This is a genomic window from Stenotrophomonas sp. BR163, from assembly GCF_047520985.2.
GTDB classification, from domain to species: domain Bacteria; phylum Pseudomonadota; class Gammaproteobacteria; order Xanthomonadales; family Xanthomonadaceae; genus Stenotrophomonas; species Stenotrophomonas sepilia.
This window is the reverse complement of sequence record NZ_JAXBRE020000030.1, coordinates 13726-28216: the sequence shown is the minus strand read 5'-3', so window position 1 is coordinate 28216 and position 14491 is coordinate 13726. Positions and strand designations below refer to the sequence as shown.

At 68.0% G+C, this 14491-nt stretch carries 13 protein-coding genes; 6 read left to right on the top strand and 7 right to left on the bottom strand.

Annotated features, from left to right (window positions below):
• Window positions 1-186 precede the first annotated feature (186 nt).
• The gene (locus ACM0PY_RS18270; protein ID WP_111201830.1) at window positions 187-1116 is read left to right on the top strand and encodes an oxygenase MpaB family protein; all 930 of its coding nucleotides are present in this window, start codon (window positions 187-189) and stop codon (window positions 1114-1116) included.
• A 108-nt stretch (window positions 1117-1224) separates the two neighbouring features.
• On the opposite strand, the gene ACM0PY_RS18265 is transcribed toward ACM0PY_RS18270, so the two are convergent.
• A complete protein-coding gene (locus tag ACM0PY_RS18265; RefSeq protein WP_180886293.1) occupies window positions 1225-3336 on the bottom strand; it encodes a M13 family metallopeptidase in 2112 nt (703 codons plus the stop codon).
• A gap of 176 nt (window positions 3337-3512) precedes the next feature.
• Here ACM0PY_RS18265 and ACM0PY_RS18260 point away from each other — a divergent pair, with 176 nt between their 5' ends.
• Window positions 3513-6575 (top strand): bifunctional diguanylate cyclase/phosphodiesterase, encoded by a 3063-nt coding sequence (locus tag ACM0PY_RS18260; RefSeq protein ID WP_180886303.1) that lies wholly within the window; start codon window positions 3513-3515, stop codon window positions 6573-6575.
• A gap of 137 nt (window positions 6576-6712) precedes the next feature.
• On the opposite strand, the gene ACM0PY_RS18255 is transcribed toward ACM0PY_RS18260, so the two are convergent.
• Entirely contained in the window at window positions 6713-7594 is an 882-nt protein-coding gene (locus ACM0PY_RS18255) for a LysR family transcriptional regulator (protein WP_180886295.1), read from the bottom strand.
• 96 nt (window positions 7595-7690) lie between these two features.
• On the opposite strand from ACM0PY_RS18255, the gene ACM0PY_RS18250 reads away from it, so the two are divergent.
• The 3 genes from ACM0PY_RS18250 to ACM0PY_RS18240 all read left to right on the top strand — a co-directional run bounded on the left by ACM0PY_RS18250 (window position 7691) and on the right by ACM0PY_RS18240 (window position 10688).
• On the top strand, window positions 7691-8101 hold the full coding sequence (locus ACM0PY_RS18250; protein WP_061478627.1) for a DoxX family protein: 411 nt from the start codon (window positions 7691-7693) through the stop codon (window positions 8099-8101).
• Window positions 8102-8132: 31 nt separating this feature from the next.
• The gene (locus ACM0PY_RS18245; protein ID WP_180886299.1) at window positions 8133-8921 is read left to right on the top strand and encodes a dioxygenase family protein; all 789 of its coding nucleotides are present in this window, start codon (window positions 8133-8135) and stop codon (window positions 8919-8921) included.
• Between the two features lie 117 nt (window positions 8922-9038).
• Window positions 9039-10688, top strand: coding sequence for a Na+/H+ antiporter (locus tag ACM0PY_RS18240; protein ID WP_069140060.1), 1650 nt, complete (start codon window positions 9039-9041; stop codon window positions 10686-10688).
• 79 nt (window positions 10689-10767) lie between these two features.
• Here ACM0PY_RS18240 and ACM0PY_RS18235 read toward each other — a convergent pair whose 3' ends face one another.
• Window positions 10768-11016, bottom strand: coding sequence for a DUF3297 family protein (locus ACM0PY_RS18235; RefSeq protein ID WP_180886301.1), 249 nt, complete (start codon window positions 11014-11016; stop codon window positions 10768-10770).
• A gap of 90 nt (window positions 11017-11106) precedes the next feature.
• Here ACM0PY_RS18235 and ACM0PY_RS18230 point away from each other — a divergent pair, with 90 nt between their 5' ends.
• Window positions 11107-11649 carry a DUF6630 family protein gene (locus ACM0PY_RS18230; RefSeq protein ID WP_134969290.1) on the top strand — a complete coding sequence of 181 codons (543 nt, stop codon included), beginning with the start codon at window positions 11107-11109 and terminating at the stop codon, window positions 11647-11649.
• A gap of 94 nt (window positions 11650-11743) precedes the next feature.
• On the opposite strand, the gene ACM0PY_RS18225 is transcribed toward ACM0PY_RS18230, so the two are convergent.
• From ACM0PY_RS18225 to motA, 4 genes are all read right to left on the bottom strand, one after another.
• Complete coding sequence (locus tag ACM0PY_RS18225; RefSeq protein WP_061478631.1) at window positions 11744-12019, bottom strand: DUF4031 domain-containing protein; 276 nt, start codon at window positions 12017-12019, stop codon at window positions 11744-11746.
• A 13-nt stretch (window positions 12020-12032) separates the two neighbouring features.
• Window positions 12033-12527 (bottom strand): hypothetical protein, encoded by a 495-nt coding sequence (locus tag ACM0PY_RS18220; protein WP_049440119.1) that lies wholly within the window; start codon window positions 12525-12527, stop codon window positions 12033-12035.
• Window positions 12528-12624: 97 nt separating this feature from the next.
• A complete protein-coding gene (gene motB / locus ACM0PY_RS18215; RefSeq protein WP_134972796.1) occupies window positions 12625-13563 on the bottom strand; it encodes a flagellar motor protein MotB in 939 nt (312 codons plus the stop codon).
• A gap of 3 nt (window positions 13564-13566) precedes the next feature.
• Window positions 13567-14421, bottom strand: coding sequence for a flagellar motor stator protein MotA (gene motA, locus ACM0PY_RS18210; RefSeq protein WP_005407915.1), 855 nt, complete (start codon window positions 14419-14421; stop codon window positions 13567-13569).
• Between the last annotated feature and the right edge of the window lie 70 nt (window positions 14422-14491).

Below are 14491 nucleotides of genomic sequence, written 5' to 3'. Positions count from 1 at the left end.
AGTGAAAATTGGTGCGATGCAGCATCGCAGTCACGGCCTGCGACAGGATGTCGCAGGGTGAAACGTGCTGCGGCCGCACATGAAACCGTCGCTGAGCGGGGAGGCTCGCCGCCGGAGGCGTGATCGCCGAGAATCGGAGCCAACCGCGCAAGACGCGACTGTTCTTCCGCCTCTCCTGGACCTGTGATGCCGGCTTTGCTGCAGCGACTCTCCCGCCCCGTCACGGCGCCGATCCGACGCTGGGTACTGGACGCCTTCCCGCGCGGCCAGAGTGGTATCGACTACGACCATCCGCAGGGCGATCCGGGCTGGTTCGGCCCGGACAGCGTCACTTGGCGGCTGCACGCCGAATTTCCATCGATGCTCGCCGGTGGCCTGTGCGCGCTGATGCTGCAGACCCTGCACCCACGCGCGCTGGCCGGGGTCTATGACCACTCCAATTTCCGCCAGGACCTGGTGGGTCGGCTGCGCCGCACCACCGCCTTCGTTGCCGGCACCAGCTATGCGCCCAGCGGCGAGGTGGAGGCGCTGGTGGCCAGGGTGCGCCGCATCCATGCGCGGATCCGCGGCCAGACCGCGCAGGGCGAGCCTTACGCCGCCGACGATCCGCAACTGCTGACCTGGGTGCACGTGACCGAAGCCTTCGGTTTCCTGCAGGGGTTCCGACGCTACGGGCGCGAGGTGCCGGCGCACATCGCCGATCGCTATTACGACGAGTACCGTTGCGTGGCCGAGGCACTGGGCGCGGTGGATGTGCCGCGCAGCGAAGCGGAAGTGGCGGCGTACTTCTGTGCACGTCAGCCGGAGCTGCGTGTGGATGAGCGCTCGCGCGAGGTGCTGGAGGTGCTGTCCGGCGTGCGCCTGCCGGTACCGGTGCCGGGGCTGTCGCGCGAGGTGTTCCTCGGTGCGGGCGCGGCGCTGTTGCCGGACTGGGCCGAAGGCATGCTTGCACGCAGTGGCCGCCAGCGCGCCCAGGCTGCGGCGTCTGCGAAGCTGATGCAGGGCATGGCGCCGCTGTTCCGCCGTGCGCTGCCCGACGGCCTCGCCAGCCGCGCCTGTGCACGCATGGGCGCGCCGGTGGAGATCCTGCGCGAGTGGCCCGCGGTTGCCTGGTAGGTGCCAACCTTGGTTGGCACGCTTTTCGCGGTGCCGCGGAAGCGCCAACCAAGGTTGGCAGCTACCCGCAAGTGAAACGGGCGCCTTGCGGCGCCCGTTCCGGTTACATCACCACACCTTGACCCGCTTGTCCGGGGCCAGGTACAGCTTCTGGCCTTCCTTCACCTCGAACGCCGGGTACCAGGCGTCGATGTTGCGCACGGTCAGTGCGCGGAACTGGCCCGGTGCATGCACATCGGTCAGCAGCGAGTTGCGCAGCGCCTGCTCGCGGCTCTTGCTGCGCCACGCCTGGGCGAAGCCGAGGAAGAAGCGCTGGTCCGGGGTGAAGCCCTCCAGGGTCTGGCCCGGCTTGCCCTGCAGCGACAGCTGGTAGGCATCGTAGGCGGTGCCCAGGCCGGCCACGTCGGCGATGTTCTCGCCCAGGGTCAGCTTGCCGTTCACATGCACGCCCGGGAACGGCTCGTAGCTGCTGAACTGCGCGGCCAGCGCATCACCGGCGGCGTTGAACTGCTTCAGGTCCTCGGCGGTCCACCAGTTGTGCAGCTTGCCGGTTTCATCGAACAGCGCACCGGCGTTGTCGAAGCCATGGCTGATCTCGTGGCCGATCACCGCGCCGATCGCACCGTAGTTCACCGCGTCGTCGGCGGCGCCGTCGAAGAACGGCGGCTGCAGGATCGCGGCCGGGAACACCAGGCGGTTTTCCAGCGGTACGTTCATCGCATTGATGGTCTGCGGCAGCATCGCCCACTCGCTGTGGTCGACCGGCTTGCCCAGCTTGGCGATGTTGCGCTGGTACTCGAACAGCTCGGCGCGCTGCGCATTGCCCAGCGGGTCATCACGGCGGATCTCAAGGCCAGTGTAGTCGCGCCACTTTTCCGGATAGCCCATGCCCACGGTCAGGCCGGCCACCTTCGCCTTGGCGCTCGCCTTGGTCTGCGGCGACATCCACGACAGCGCGTCGATGCGCTTGGCGAAGGCGGCAATGATGTTCTTTGCCATCTCGTCCGCGCGTTCCTTGGTCTTCGCGTCGAAGTGCTTCTCGACATAGCGCTTGCCGATGGCTTCGCCGACGGCATGGTTGGCATCATCCACGGCGCGCTTCCAGCGGTCGCTCTGCTGCGGCGTGCCGCTCAGCGCGGTGCCATGGAAGGCGAAGCGGGCATCGGCGAACTTCTTCGGCAGGTAGGCGGCGGCACGGTCCAGCGCGTGGAAGGCCAGGTAGTCCTTCCAGGCGTCCAGCGGCTCGGTGGCGACCAGCTTGGACAGGCCGGCCACGGACTTGGGCTGCCACACGATGAAGTCCTGCTGCTTGCCCAGCGCGGCCGCGTCGAGGAAGGCGTTCCAGTCCATGCCCGGCGCCTTGGCGTTGAAGTCGGCCTGGGTCCACGGATTGGCACCCTTGGTCACATCATTGGTTTCTTCCTGGGTGGCATGCGCCTGCGCGATCTTCGTCTCCAGCGCCAGGATGCGTTGTGCCTTGCCGGCCGGATCGGCCACACCGGCCAGCTGCAGCATCTGCGCGATGTAGGCCTGGTACTGCTTGCGCAGCTCGGCCATGCGGCCGCCGCCCAGGTAGAAATCGCGGTCGGGCATGCCCAGCCCGCCCTGCACCAGGTACGGCGCGGTGCGGTCCGGCTGCAGCAGGTCCACCGACACCCACAGGCCGAACAGGCGGTCGGTGTAGAAGTTGGTGGCGTTGAGCAGGTCGACGTCGGCGCGCAGGTCGCCGCCGAGGGCGCGGGCCAGGCCGGCCTTGTCGGTGATCGCATCGATCGCCTTCAGCTGCGGCTCCACGGGTGCAACGCCGCGCTGCTCGATGCCGGCTTCGTCCATGTAGGCAGCGTAGTAGTCGCCGATCAGCTTGTCGTCACCGCTGGCCTTGGTGTTGCCCGCCGCCCCTTCAAGGATGGCGCGGGTATCGGCCAGGGTCTTCTCGGCAATGACGTTGAAGCTGCCGAAGCGCGAGCGGTCGGCCGGAATCTCGGTGTTCTTCACCCAGGTGCCATTGGCGAAGCCGAAGAAGTCGTCGCCGGCGGCGATGCTGCGATCCATGCCGCTGGCATCGAAGCCGAAACTGCCCAGCATCGGCTTGGCCGCAGCGGGGGCGGCATCGGCCGGCGCGGTGGCACCGGCGGCCGGTTCGGCCGGGCGGTCACAGGCGGCCAGGGACAGGCTGGCAACGATGGCCAGCGCCAGGGTGGGACGGCGCAGCTTGGACATGGACTTCTCTTGCAGCGGAAAACCCCAAGTCTAATCCGCTCCGGCGCCACTGGCCGCGTCCTTGCGCCACCCGTCCTGTGCAGGATCTGGCTGAACGCGCAGACGCGATCTTCACGCCGTCACCGGGGTGGTGCATGCTGGACCCTGGAACCCTGCGCGGACACGGGGAGGTGGCCATGCGGGGGCGGGTCAGGCGTCAAGAATGGCGTCCACCGGCCGTTGAGGTCGGGGACGTGGAGGATTCGTTCGCGCATGAAGCCAGCCGACTGCACAAGGAACACCCGCCGATGCCCGCGCTGAAACGCGCGTTGGCCCGCCCGCTCCGCGCCATTACCTGGGGCGGAGTGCTGCTGGGCGTGCTGCTGGTAACCGGCCTGACCCTCATGCTGGTCAATGACTACCACCGCCGCCTGGAAGCGGCACAGCGGCAGAGCCGGGCGCTGGCGGTGGGCAGCGAGCGCCTGCTGGCGCTGGAACTGCGCAACCTGGAGCGCGCCATGTCCGGCATCGCCGCCGACGCCGCCGAGCTGTTCCGCAGCGTGCCGGCGCAGGCGCCGGCCTTGATGGATGCCTCCATCGGCGGGGTGCTGGGCCGGCATGCCGAACTGCACAGCATCGCCGTGCTCGACCGCCATGGCCGACCGTTGACGGCCGGCGAGGGCGACCTGCAACTGCCGCTGTGGACCGACCCGCAGCGTCGTGGCCAGGGCAGCGCCTTGTACATCGGCCCGCCGCAGCGGGCCAGCGATGGCGGTTGGGTGGTGCCGTTGGCGCTGCCGATGGCCGGCGAACGCTGGCTGCTGGCACGGCTGCGCTGTGGCGAACTGCAACGCATCGTCGGCGGCCTCGATGTCGGCCCCAACGGACTGGTCTCGATCAGCGATGCCGAGGGTTACATGCTGGCCCGCGTGCCTGATCCGCACGGCACGGTGGGCCGCCGCTACGGCCTGCCGCGCCGTGACCTGCTCGGCACGCAGGCGGTGGTCGAGCTGGGCAGCGTGCCGGGTGTGGTCGACGGCGTACCGCGCATCATGACCATCAGCACGCTGGAACACAGCCCGCTGGCGGTGCAGGTCGGCCTGGCCGACGAAGACGTACTGGCGCCGTGGTGGCCGTACCTGCAGGCGTCGGTGGCGATCGTACTGGCTTACATCGCAGTGTTGCTGGTGCTGCTGTACGCCGTACGGCGCAGCACCCGCAGCCAGCAGGCGATGGCCGAGGAGCTGAAAACAGGCCACGCCGAGCTGCGTCTTGCGCACCAGGTCGGTCGTGTCTGTACCTGGTATGTGGATGAGGACGCCGCACTGCTGCGCTGGTCGCCGCTGGCGCGCGAGATCTTTGGCGTGCAGACCGATGCGCTGCCGGTGGCCGATTTCTTCGCACGCGTGCACCGCGACGATGCCGCGCGCCTGCAGCATGCCTTTGACCAGGCATTCGCCGGCAGCGCCGTGCTCGACCAGGTGTTCCGCCTGGTATTGCCCGGAGGCGAGGTGCGCTGGGTGGGCGCGCGTGGGCAGCGGGTGGAAGTGGCCGACAGCGAGCGGCGCATGATCGGCGCGCTGACCGACCTGAGCGAGCGTTACCAGGCGCGCGAGCAGGTGAGCGAAGTGGAACGCCGCTTCCGGCTGCTGTTCGACCGCAATCCGGCGCCGTTCTGGGTGTTCGACCCGGATACGCTGCGCTTCATCGAGGTCAACGACGCTGCGGTGCGCCAGTACGGCTACAGCCGCGACGAGTTCCTGGCGATGAGCATCCTCGACATCCGCCCGCGAGAAGGCTGGGACGAAGTGCGTGGTGCCATCCAGCGCGCACAGGTGGGCGATCCTCCGGACGCGACCGTGCGCCTGCACCGGCGCAAGGACGGTAGTGTGTTCGAGGTGCGCGCACACCTGTCCAAACTCGATTTCGATGGACAGCCGGCGTGCCTCGTGCTGGCCGAGGATGTCAGCGAAAGGCTGGCCTACGAGCGCGACCTGGCCTATCGGGCACGGCACAACCCGGCCACTGGCCTGCTCAACGTGCGCGCCCTGACCGAACAGCTGGACGAGCAGCAGCAGGGCTATACCATCGCCTTCGTGCAGTTGCGTGGCCTGCAGCTGGTGGCGGATACGCTGGGCCGTGAGATCGGCGATGCGGTGCTGCAGTCAATGGCGACCCGGCTCGGTGGACTGGGGGCGCGTTGCGGCACGCTGGCATTCCAGCCGGCGGAAGACTTCGTGTTCGCGATCGGGCCCGAGCACGATACCCAGCGCGTGCTGGATGACCTGCTGCAGATCGTGTCAGCGCCGATGCGTGGCAAGGATTCACTGCACCAGTTCGAGCCGCGCATCGGTGTGGCCGTGCACACTGCCGGTGACGGCCACAGCGCCGAACAGGTGATCGGCATGGCCGCGCAGGCCGCGCACGCGGCGCGTGCCGAGGGCAACGTGGTGGTCTGGTTCGATGCGGCAGTGACCACGCGGCTGGCCGACCGCCTGCGCCTGGCCGGGCGCATCCACGCCGCCATCGACAACGAGTTCCAGCTGTACTTCCAGCCGATCCGGCACGCCAGCGATGGCAGCCCGGCCGCGCTGGAGGCCCTGCTGCGCTGGCCGCAGGCCGATGGCAGCTTCATCCCGCCCAACGAGTTCATCCAGCTGTGCGAGGACACCGGGTTGATCCTGGCGCTGGGCCGCTGGGTGATCCGCGCCGCGGCGAAGGCACAGCGGCGGCTGGTCGAGGCCGGTTGGGGCGAGCTGCCGATCGCGGTCAACGTGTCTGCCGTGCAGTTCTTCAACAGCGACCTGGTGGCCGAGTTCACCCGAGCCCAGCAGGAATTCGGCCTGGCCCGCGGTGCGCTGCACGTGGAGCTGACCGAGAGCAGCCTGATGCGCAAGCCGGCGCAGGCGATGCAGACCATGCAACGCCTGCACGAGCAGGGCATCAGCGTGTCGCTGGACGATTTCGGCACCGGCTATTCCAGCATGTCCTACCTGCAGCACCTGCCGCTGGACATCCTGAAGATCGATCGCAGTTTCGTCGCCGACGTGGAAACCAATCCGCGCAACGCTTCGATCTGCCGCGCATTGCTGTCGCTCGGCCACAGCATGGGCCTGACCATCATCGCCGAGGGCGTGGAAACGCCGGGGCAGCTGGATTGGCTGGCCGCGCACGGCTGTGACCAGGTGCAGGGCTACCTGCTGGGGCAGCCGGCGCCGCTGGAGCGGATCATCGACGCGCTGGATGAAGTCCCTGCCTGATCGGGGCTTCGTATTTGCCGGCCAGCGGCCGGCACTACCCGACTGAAGCATGACGGTAGTGCCGGTCGTTGGCCGGCAAGCATCAGACGGAAGCATGACGGTAGTGCCGGCCGCTGGCCGGCAAGTGCCATCCTCGGCTACACCCCGGCCTCCACCAGGTGGTCGATGAAACTGCGCACCTTCGGCGCCAGGTGGCTACGGCTGGCATACACCGCGAAGATGCCGATCGGCGAGGCCTCCCATTCCGGTAGCACGCGCACCAGGCGGCCATCGGCCAGCGCGTCTTCCAGCAGGAAGTCGGGTTGCAGGATCACACCCATGCCGGCGATCGCCGCTTCGCGCAGCACGTCGCCGTTGTTGGCGTGCAGCAGGCTGTTCACCGCCACCTTCACTTCACCGCCGGGTCCCTGCAGCGGCCAGTGGTCGCCAGCGGCCCAGTAGCTGTAGCTCAGGCACGCGTGATCCTGCAGGTCCTGCGGCGTCTGTGGGGTGCCGCGTGCAGCCAGGTAGGACGGCGCCGCGCACAGGCTCACCCGCGATTCGCCCAGCCGGCGCGCGATCAGCGCCGGGCTCGGCTCGCGGGTGATGCGGATGGCCACGTCGTAGCCTTCCTCGACCATGTCCACCAGGCGGTCGGACAGGGCCAGGTCCAGTTCCACCTGCGGGAAGCGCTCGCGGTAGCTGGCCAGCAACGGGCCAAGGCGGGCGATGCCCCAGCTGACCGGTGCGTTGATGCGCAGCGTGCCGGAGGGTTCCAGCGCCTGCGCGCCGATGCTGGCCTCCAGCGCGTCGAACTCGGCCAGCAGGCGCACGCACTGGGCGTAATAGGCGGCGCCGGTGCTGGTGGGGCTGACCCGCCGCGTGGTGCGGTGGAGCAGGCGGGTGGACAGGCGCTTTTCCAGTGCCGCGACCTGGCGGGTGACGCCGGCGGTCGACATGTCCAGGGCCTGCGCGGCGGCACTGAAGCCGTTGCGCTCGACCACCGTTACGAACACGCGCATCGCCTCGAGGGTGTCCATTGTTGCGTCTTCTGAAATAAATACGGTCAAGCGATCGTATTTATCGGCTCGTAAAGGCGCAATAACCTGTCTCCATTCCCTTCAAAGTGCTTTGCCATGCACACCACGACCGCTCCTGTCTCGCCGCTGGCCCCGTACGGTGCCACCCTGCTGCGCCTGGCCCTGGGCGTGCTGTTCTTGGTCCATGCGCTGATCAAGCTGCTGGTATTCACCCCGGCCGGTACGGCGGCATTTTTCGAATCGCTGGGCCTGCCCGGCGTGCTGGCTTACCTCACCATCGGCGCCGAGCTGGTGATCACCACTGCGCTGCTGCTGGGCATCTACGCGCGCTGGGTGGGCCTGGCCGGCGTCCCGTTGCTGCTGGGCACCATCGTCACCGTGCACGGCGCCAACGGCTTCGGTTTCGCCAATGCCGGCGGCGGCTGGGAATACCCGGCGTTCTGGGCGCTGGCGCTGGTGGTGCTGTTCCTGGTCGGCGACGGCAAGTGGACCCTGCGTTCGCGCTGATCGCCGCCTGACCCTGCAACTGGAGCATTCCATGTCCCGCCTGCCTTCGTTGTACATCTCCCACGGCTCGCCGATGACCGCCCTGCATCCGGGCCAGGTCGGCGTGCGCCTGGCCGAGCTGGCGCGCGACCTGCCGACGCCGCGCGCCATCGTGATGGCCTCGGCGCACTGGCTGGGGCGGCAGCCGCGGGTCGGCGCGCATCCGCAGCCGCCGACGATCCATGACTTCGGCGGCTTCCCGCGCGCACTGTTCGAACTGCAGTACCCGGCGCCCGGCGATCCGGCGCTGGCCGAAGAAGTGGCCGGCCGCATCGCCGCTGCCGGCCTGCCGGTGGCGCTCGACCCTCAGCGTGGCCTCGACCATGGCGCGTGGGTGCCGCTGCGGCTGCTGCGCCCGCAAGCCGACATCCCGGTGGTGCCGCTGTCGATCCAGCCGCTGCTCGGCCCCGGGCACCAGTTCGCGCTGGGCCGCGCGCTGGCGCCACTGCGAGAGCAGGGCGTGCTGCTGGTCGGCTCGGGCAGCATCACCCACAACCTGCACGACTGGGGCGACTACCAGGACGGCAAGGAAGCACCGTACGTGCGGCCCTTCATCGAGTGGGTCGAGCAGCGCCTGGCCGCCGATGATCGCCAGGCCCTGTTCGACTACCGCCGGCAGGCGCCGTTCGCCGAACGCGCGCACCCGACCGACGAGCACCTGCTGCCGCTGTTCTTCGCGATGGGCGCAGCCGGCGAGGACAGCTTCGGTGCGCGGCGCATCGATGCCGGCATCGACGCCGGCTTCCTCGCCATGGACCTGTACCGCTTCGACGGGGCATGAGCCGGGGCTGACGCGCGACCGCCCCGGCCGTCGCGCTCATGGCCGCATGTGGTAGTTTTTTCCGGGTTTCCGGCGCTGGCCTTCGAGCCTCCCCGCGCGCCGCTTCCTGGAAGAAGCATGCATACCATTGAAGTCGTCCTGGCGATGCTGGTGGCCGTTGTCGCCAGCGGCTACCTGGTTCGCGTCCTGCCGTTCTCGTTGCCGCTGCCGCTGGTGCAGATCGGCCTGGGCGCGGTCATCGCCGGGGTGTTCAACCGCGGCCACGCGCTGGAGCCGGAAGTGTTCTTCCTGCTGTTCCTGCCGCCGCTGCTGTTCCTTGATGGCTGGCGCATCCCCAAGCAGGGCCTGTTCCGCGACAAGGGCGCGATCCTCGAACTGGCGTTCGGCCTGGTGGTGTTCACCGTCATCGGTGCCGGCCTGCTGATCCACTGGATGATTCCGGTGATGCCGCTGGCGGTGTGCTTTGCGCTGGCGGCCATCGTCTCGCCGACCGACCCGGTGGCGGTCGGCGCGATCGCCTCCAAGGCACCGATTCCCAAGCGACTGATGCACATCCTGGAAGGCGAGTCGCTGCTCAACGATGCGTCCGGCCTGGTCTGCTTCCGCTTCGCGGTGGCGGCGGTGATGACCGGTTCCTTCTCGCTGGCCACGGCCTCGCTGACCTTCGTGTGGGTGGCCGTGGCCGGCCTTGCGGTGGGCGTGGCGGTCACCCTTGGTGTGTCGACCTTCCAGCGCTGGCTGTGGCGCCGCTTCGGCGAAGAGCCGGGTGCGGCGATGCTGGTCAACCTGCTGATCCCGTTCGCGGCCTACCTGCTGGCCGAAGAAATCCATGCCTCGGGCATCCTCGCCGCAGTCGCCGCCGGTATCGCGATGAGCTACGTCGAGCTGACCGGCCGTGTCTCCGGCAGCATGCGCGTACAGCGCGCGGGCGTCTGGAACATGCTGCAGTTCAGCTTCAACGGCATCATGTTCGTGCTGCTGGGCGAGCAGCTGCCCGGCATCGTCGAGCGCGCCACCACCACCATGAACGAGTCCGGCCACCAGAGTGCATGGTGGCTGCTGGTGTACGTGGTGGTGATCAACCTGGCACTGATCCTGTTGCGCCTGCTGTGGGTATGGCTATCGCTGCGCTGGAACCTGCTGCGTGCACGCCGCCGAGGCCTGGAACGCGGCGAGGCACCGAACTGGCGCATCGTGGTGGCGACCTCGGTGGCCGGCGTGCGCGGCGCGATCACCCTGGCTGGCGTGCTGACCCTGCCGTTGTTCCTGCCTGATGGCAGCGCGTTCCCGGCGCGCGACCTGGTGATCTTCCTGGCCGCGGCGGTGATCCTGTTCTCGCTGGTCGGCGCCAGCGTGGCGCTGCCGCAGCTGCTGAAGGGCCTGCAGCTGCCGGCCGATTCGGGCGAGCGCAAGGAAGAGGACCTGGCACGCCGGCTGTCGTCCAAGGCCGCGCTGGCCGGGGTCGAGCGCATGCGCCAGCAGCTGGTGATGAACCAGAACACCGAGAACGTGCAGCTGTACAACGACGCTGCCTCGCGGGTGAGCCTGCTGTACCAGCGGCACCTGGAGAAGGACAACGACGGGCCCGACGTGGACCCGGAGAAGGTGCGGCGCATGGAGCTGGGGTACCGCCAGCTGCGCAGCGCCGGCCTCAATGCCGAGCGCGAGGAACTGTTCCGGTTGACCCGGCGCGGGGTGATCTCCGACGAGATCTCGCGGCGCCTGATCCGCAACCTGGACCTGCTGGAATCGCGCAAGCGCGAGTGACGCGGCGGCCATGCGCCGTCGAGCGGGGTCAGATCCCTTTCCGCAGGAAAGGGATCTGACCCCAGGTCGGAACAGCCGGTTATTCCGGCTTCTGGTCCAGGAAATACACCTCGACCTTGCCCTTGACCTTGATCGTCATCGGATTGCCACGGCGGTCGCGGGCCTTGCCGGCCTGCACGCGGATCCAGCCTTCGCTGATCGAATATTCCTCGACGTTGTCGCGCTCGACGTCGTTGAAACGCACGCCGACGCCGCGCTCCAGCGCCTGTGCATCATGGAAGGGGCTGGCCGGGTTGATCGCCAGATGGTCGGGAGGGGTATCGCTCATCGCTTCATTCACAGTGACGGCCACCAAGGCCGGCTTCAGCGGCACAGGATAAACCGTAGAATGCCGGCCTGCCCCAGAGGACGTTCCGCCATGCCCGACAACAGCGACTATTTCGACTTCGAGGAAGACATCCACGACTTCGACGAGGATGGATTCGAGGCGCGGGTCTGGAACCTGCTGGTGCTGATCAACCCGGGCGACGAAGAGTTGGCCCTGCAGCAGTTCAACCGCTGGCGCGAGCACCTGTCCGAGGACGGGCAGCCGCTGGAAGCGGACAGCGACTGGCTGCCGGCGCTGTTCACCGCCATCGCCTGGCAGTCCGGTTTCGATGTGGAGCGCGACGACCTGGAATCGCTGCAGTCGGCGGTCAACGAGCTGTCGGCGCGCTTCAACCTGCAGCTGGACTGGGGTGGCGACCTGGACGACGAGGACTTTGCCGAAGGCCTGGACGGCGTGCAGCTGATGGCCACCGCCTTCGACCGCCTGCGCGAGCACAACTACACGCTGTGGAGCGTGGATGCCGGCCGCGACGGCTTCACCGGCGTGATGGCGCTGACCCGTGACGACGACGCGATGCTGGCGCTGTGCTCGCTGCTGAACGTGGAAATCCGGCTGGGCAGCGACCCGTTCTGAGCGGGCCTGTAGAGCCGAGCCCACGCTCGGCTGCATTTCGCGTAGAGCAGCCGAGCATCGGCTCGGCACTACAGAAGGCAAACGGCAGCCGAGCCTATGGCCGGTATTGCGCCCGGGCGTTGGCGATCACCGCCTTGACCAGTTCGCGCTCGGTGTGCCGGGAAATCGCTCGCGCGCCAAGCGCGATCGCCTGCGCGCGCAGCTCGACCGTGACATCGTAATGGGCACCGCTGGCCTTGTTCTGGAAGGCCCGCGGGGGGATGCCGAGCTGCGCCGCCATCGCGTGCAGCTCGGCCAGGGTGTCGGCCATCAGGTGCGCCCAGCGCTGTCCGCGCCAGGGATGCACCGCGTCATCGACGTAGACCGTCACCGCCGCGGCCGGTTCAGGCCTGCGGCTTGCTGTCGCTGTCAGCGGCCGGGGTGGCCTCGGCGTCGGCAGCAGCTTCAACCACATCGCCTTCGGCGGCCTCAGCGGCTTCTTCGCCTTCTTCGGCTTCCACGGTCTCGAACTCGGACACCAGCTTGTCCAGATACTCGTCAGCGGTCTGGCCGGATTCAGCGGCCAGGGTGTCCAGCAGCTTCTGCAGCAGTTCGGAGTACTCCAGGTTGACCTTGCGGCCTTCCTTCTCCTGCACGTTGGACAGGTGTTTGAGCATGGCCAGCATCGGCACCGGGTTCTCGGCGTTGCCCATGGTCTGGCCACCAATGGCCAGCAGCCATTCGCGGCCCTGCAGGCCGATGGCGGCGACCACCTGGCCGTCTTCGTTGGTCAGCACGGCATGGTTCTGCACCTGCTGCTGCGCGTTCAGGCGGAGGAACGGGCGCTTGCCCTGCTGTTTCTTGCGCTTGTCACGCTTGGCCTTGGAGGACTGGGACATGGGGTGGGGTCACCTGGAAACGGAAAGACCACCATTGTAGCGGCCGCGCGCAGGTGGGGTCAGATCCCTTTCCACGGGAAAGGGATCTGACCCCGGTTCAGTGCGCCTCACCCTGCGCGGCCTGCACGTCCGGGTCGGTGGTGGGCGCCGACAGCCCCACCTGCGGGCCGGCACCCGCCAAGGCGGCCGCTTCGGCGGCCTGGGTCATCACCACGATGCTGATGCGGCGGTTGATCGGGTTCTGCGGGTCGCCCTTGTCGAACAGCACCGATGAAGACAGGCCGACCACGCGGGTGATCTTGTTGTCCTCCAGGCCGCCGTCCACCAGCGCGCGCCGGGCGGCATTGGCACGATCGGCGCTCAGTTCCCAGTTGCCGTAGCCACGTGCAGCCGAATAGGCGGTGATGTCGGTGTGGCCGGTCAGGCTGATCCGGTTCGGCACGTGGTTCAGGTAGTTGGCCAGCTCGTGCAGGATCTGCTGCGTGTACGGTTTCAGCGTGGCGCTGCCGAGGTCGAACATCGGCCGGTTCTGCTTGTCCACGATCTGGATGCGCAGGCCCTCCGGGGTCAGGTCCAGCAGCAGCTGGTCCTTGAACGGCTCCAGGGCCTGGCTCCTGCTGATCGCTTCCTGCAGCTCCTTCATCAGTGCTTCCAGCTGCTGCTTGTCGCGCTGCTGCTGGTCCACCGGCTGCGGTACCGCTTCCTTCTGGTTCTGGAAGGGGTCGTTGCTGTTGCCACGCGAAATGTCGGTGGCACCGCCCAGCTTGATCATCGAGGTGCTGGCGCCGCCCGGGCCGGCCATGCCGGGCGCCGGCGTGGCGCTCTGACCGCTCAACGGGCTGGGGTTGCGGAAGTACTCGGAAATGGCCGCACGGTCGTTCTTGTTGGTGGTGGCCATCAGCCACAGCACCAGGAAGAACGCCATCATCGCGGTCACGAAGTCGGCATAGGCCACCTTCCACGAACCACCATGATGGGCGGCGTGGCCGGCCTTCCTGACCCGGCGGACGATGACGGTGGGCTTGTTCTCGGCCATGGCTTACTTGACCGTCTTCAGGTGCTGCTCGAAATCGGAGAAGGCCGGGCGCACGTTCGACGGCAGGGTCTTGCGGGCGAACTCCAGTGCGATCTTCGGGTTGTAACCGCGCAGGCAGGCCAGCAGGGCGGTCTTGACCGATTCGTAGATGCGGCTGTCCTGCTCGGCGCGGGCCTCCATCGCGGCGGCCATCGGGCCGACGAAGCCGTAGCCCAGCAGGATGCCCAGGAACGTACCGACCAGCGCGCCGGCCACGTGGCCACCGACCTCGACGATGTCGCCACCGATCGAGCCCATGGTGATGACGATGCCCAGCACCGCGGCGACGATGCCGAAACCGGGCAGCCCGTCGGCGACCTTGGTCAGCACCTGTGAGGGTGCCATGGCCTCGGCGTGGTGCTTTTCCAGCTCCAGTTCCAGCAGCGGTTCCAGCTCATGCGGCTCGATGTTGCTGCCGATCATCAGGCGCAGGCAGTCGGTGATGAAATCGATCAGGTGGTGGTCGGCCTGCACCTTGGGGTAGTTGCCGAACAGCGCGCTTTCGGCCGGGCGCTCGACATGGTCTTCCAACGCCATGAAGCCTTCGCGGCGGGCCTTGTTGAGCAGTTCATAGAGCAGGCTGAGCACATCGATGTAGTCCTGCTGCTTGTAGCGCGGGCCCTTGAACACGCCGACCATGGCCTGCAGGGTCTGCTTGACCGTCTTGGCCGGGGTACCGACCAGGAACGCGCCGAGCGCGGCGCCGCCGATGATGACCAGCTCGTAGGGCTGCCAGAGGGCACCCAGGCGGCCGTGGGCACCGAGGTAGCCCCCGATCACGCTGATGATGACGACCAGGAATCCGACGATGATGAGCATGGGGCGACGCAGGGAGAGGGGATATCTCCTTGTCGGCCCGTCGCCCGGGTTTCTGAAGAGGGAATTCTGT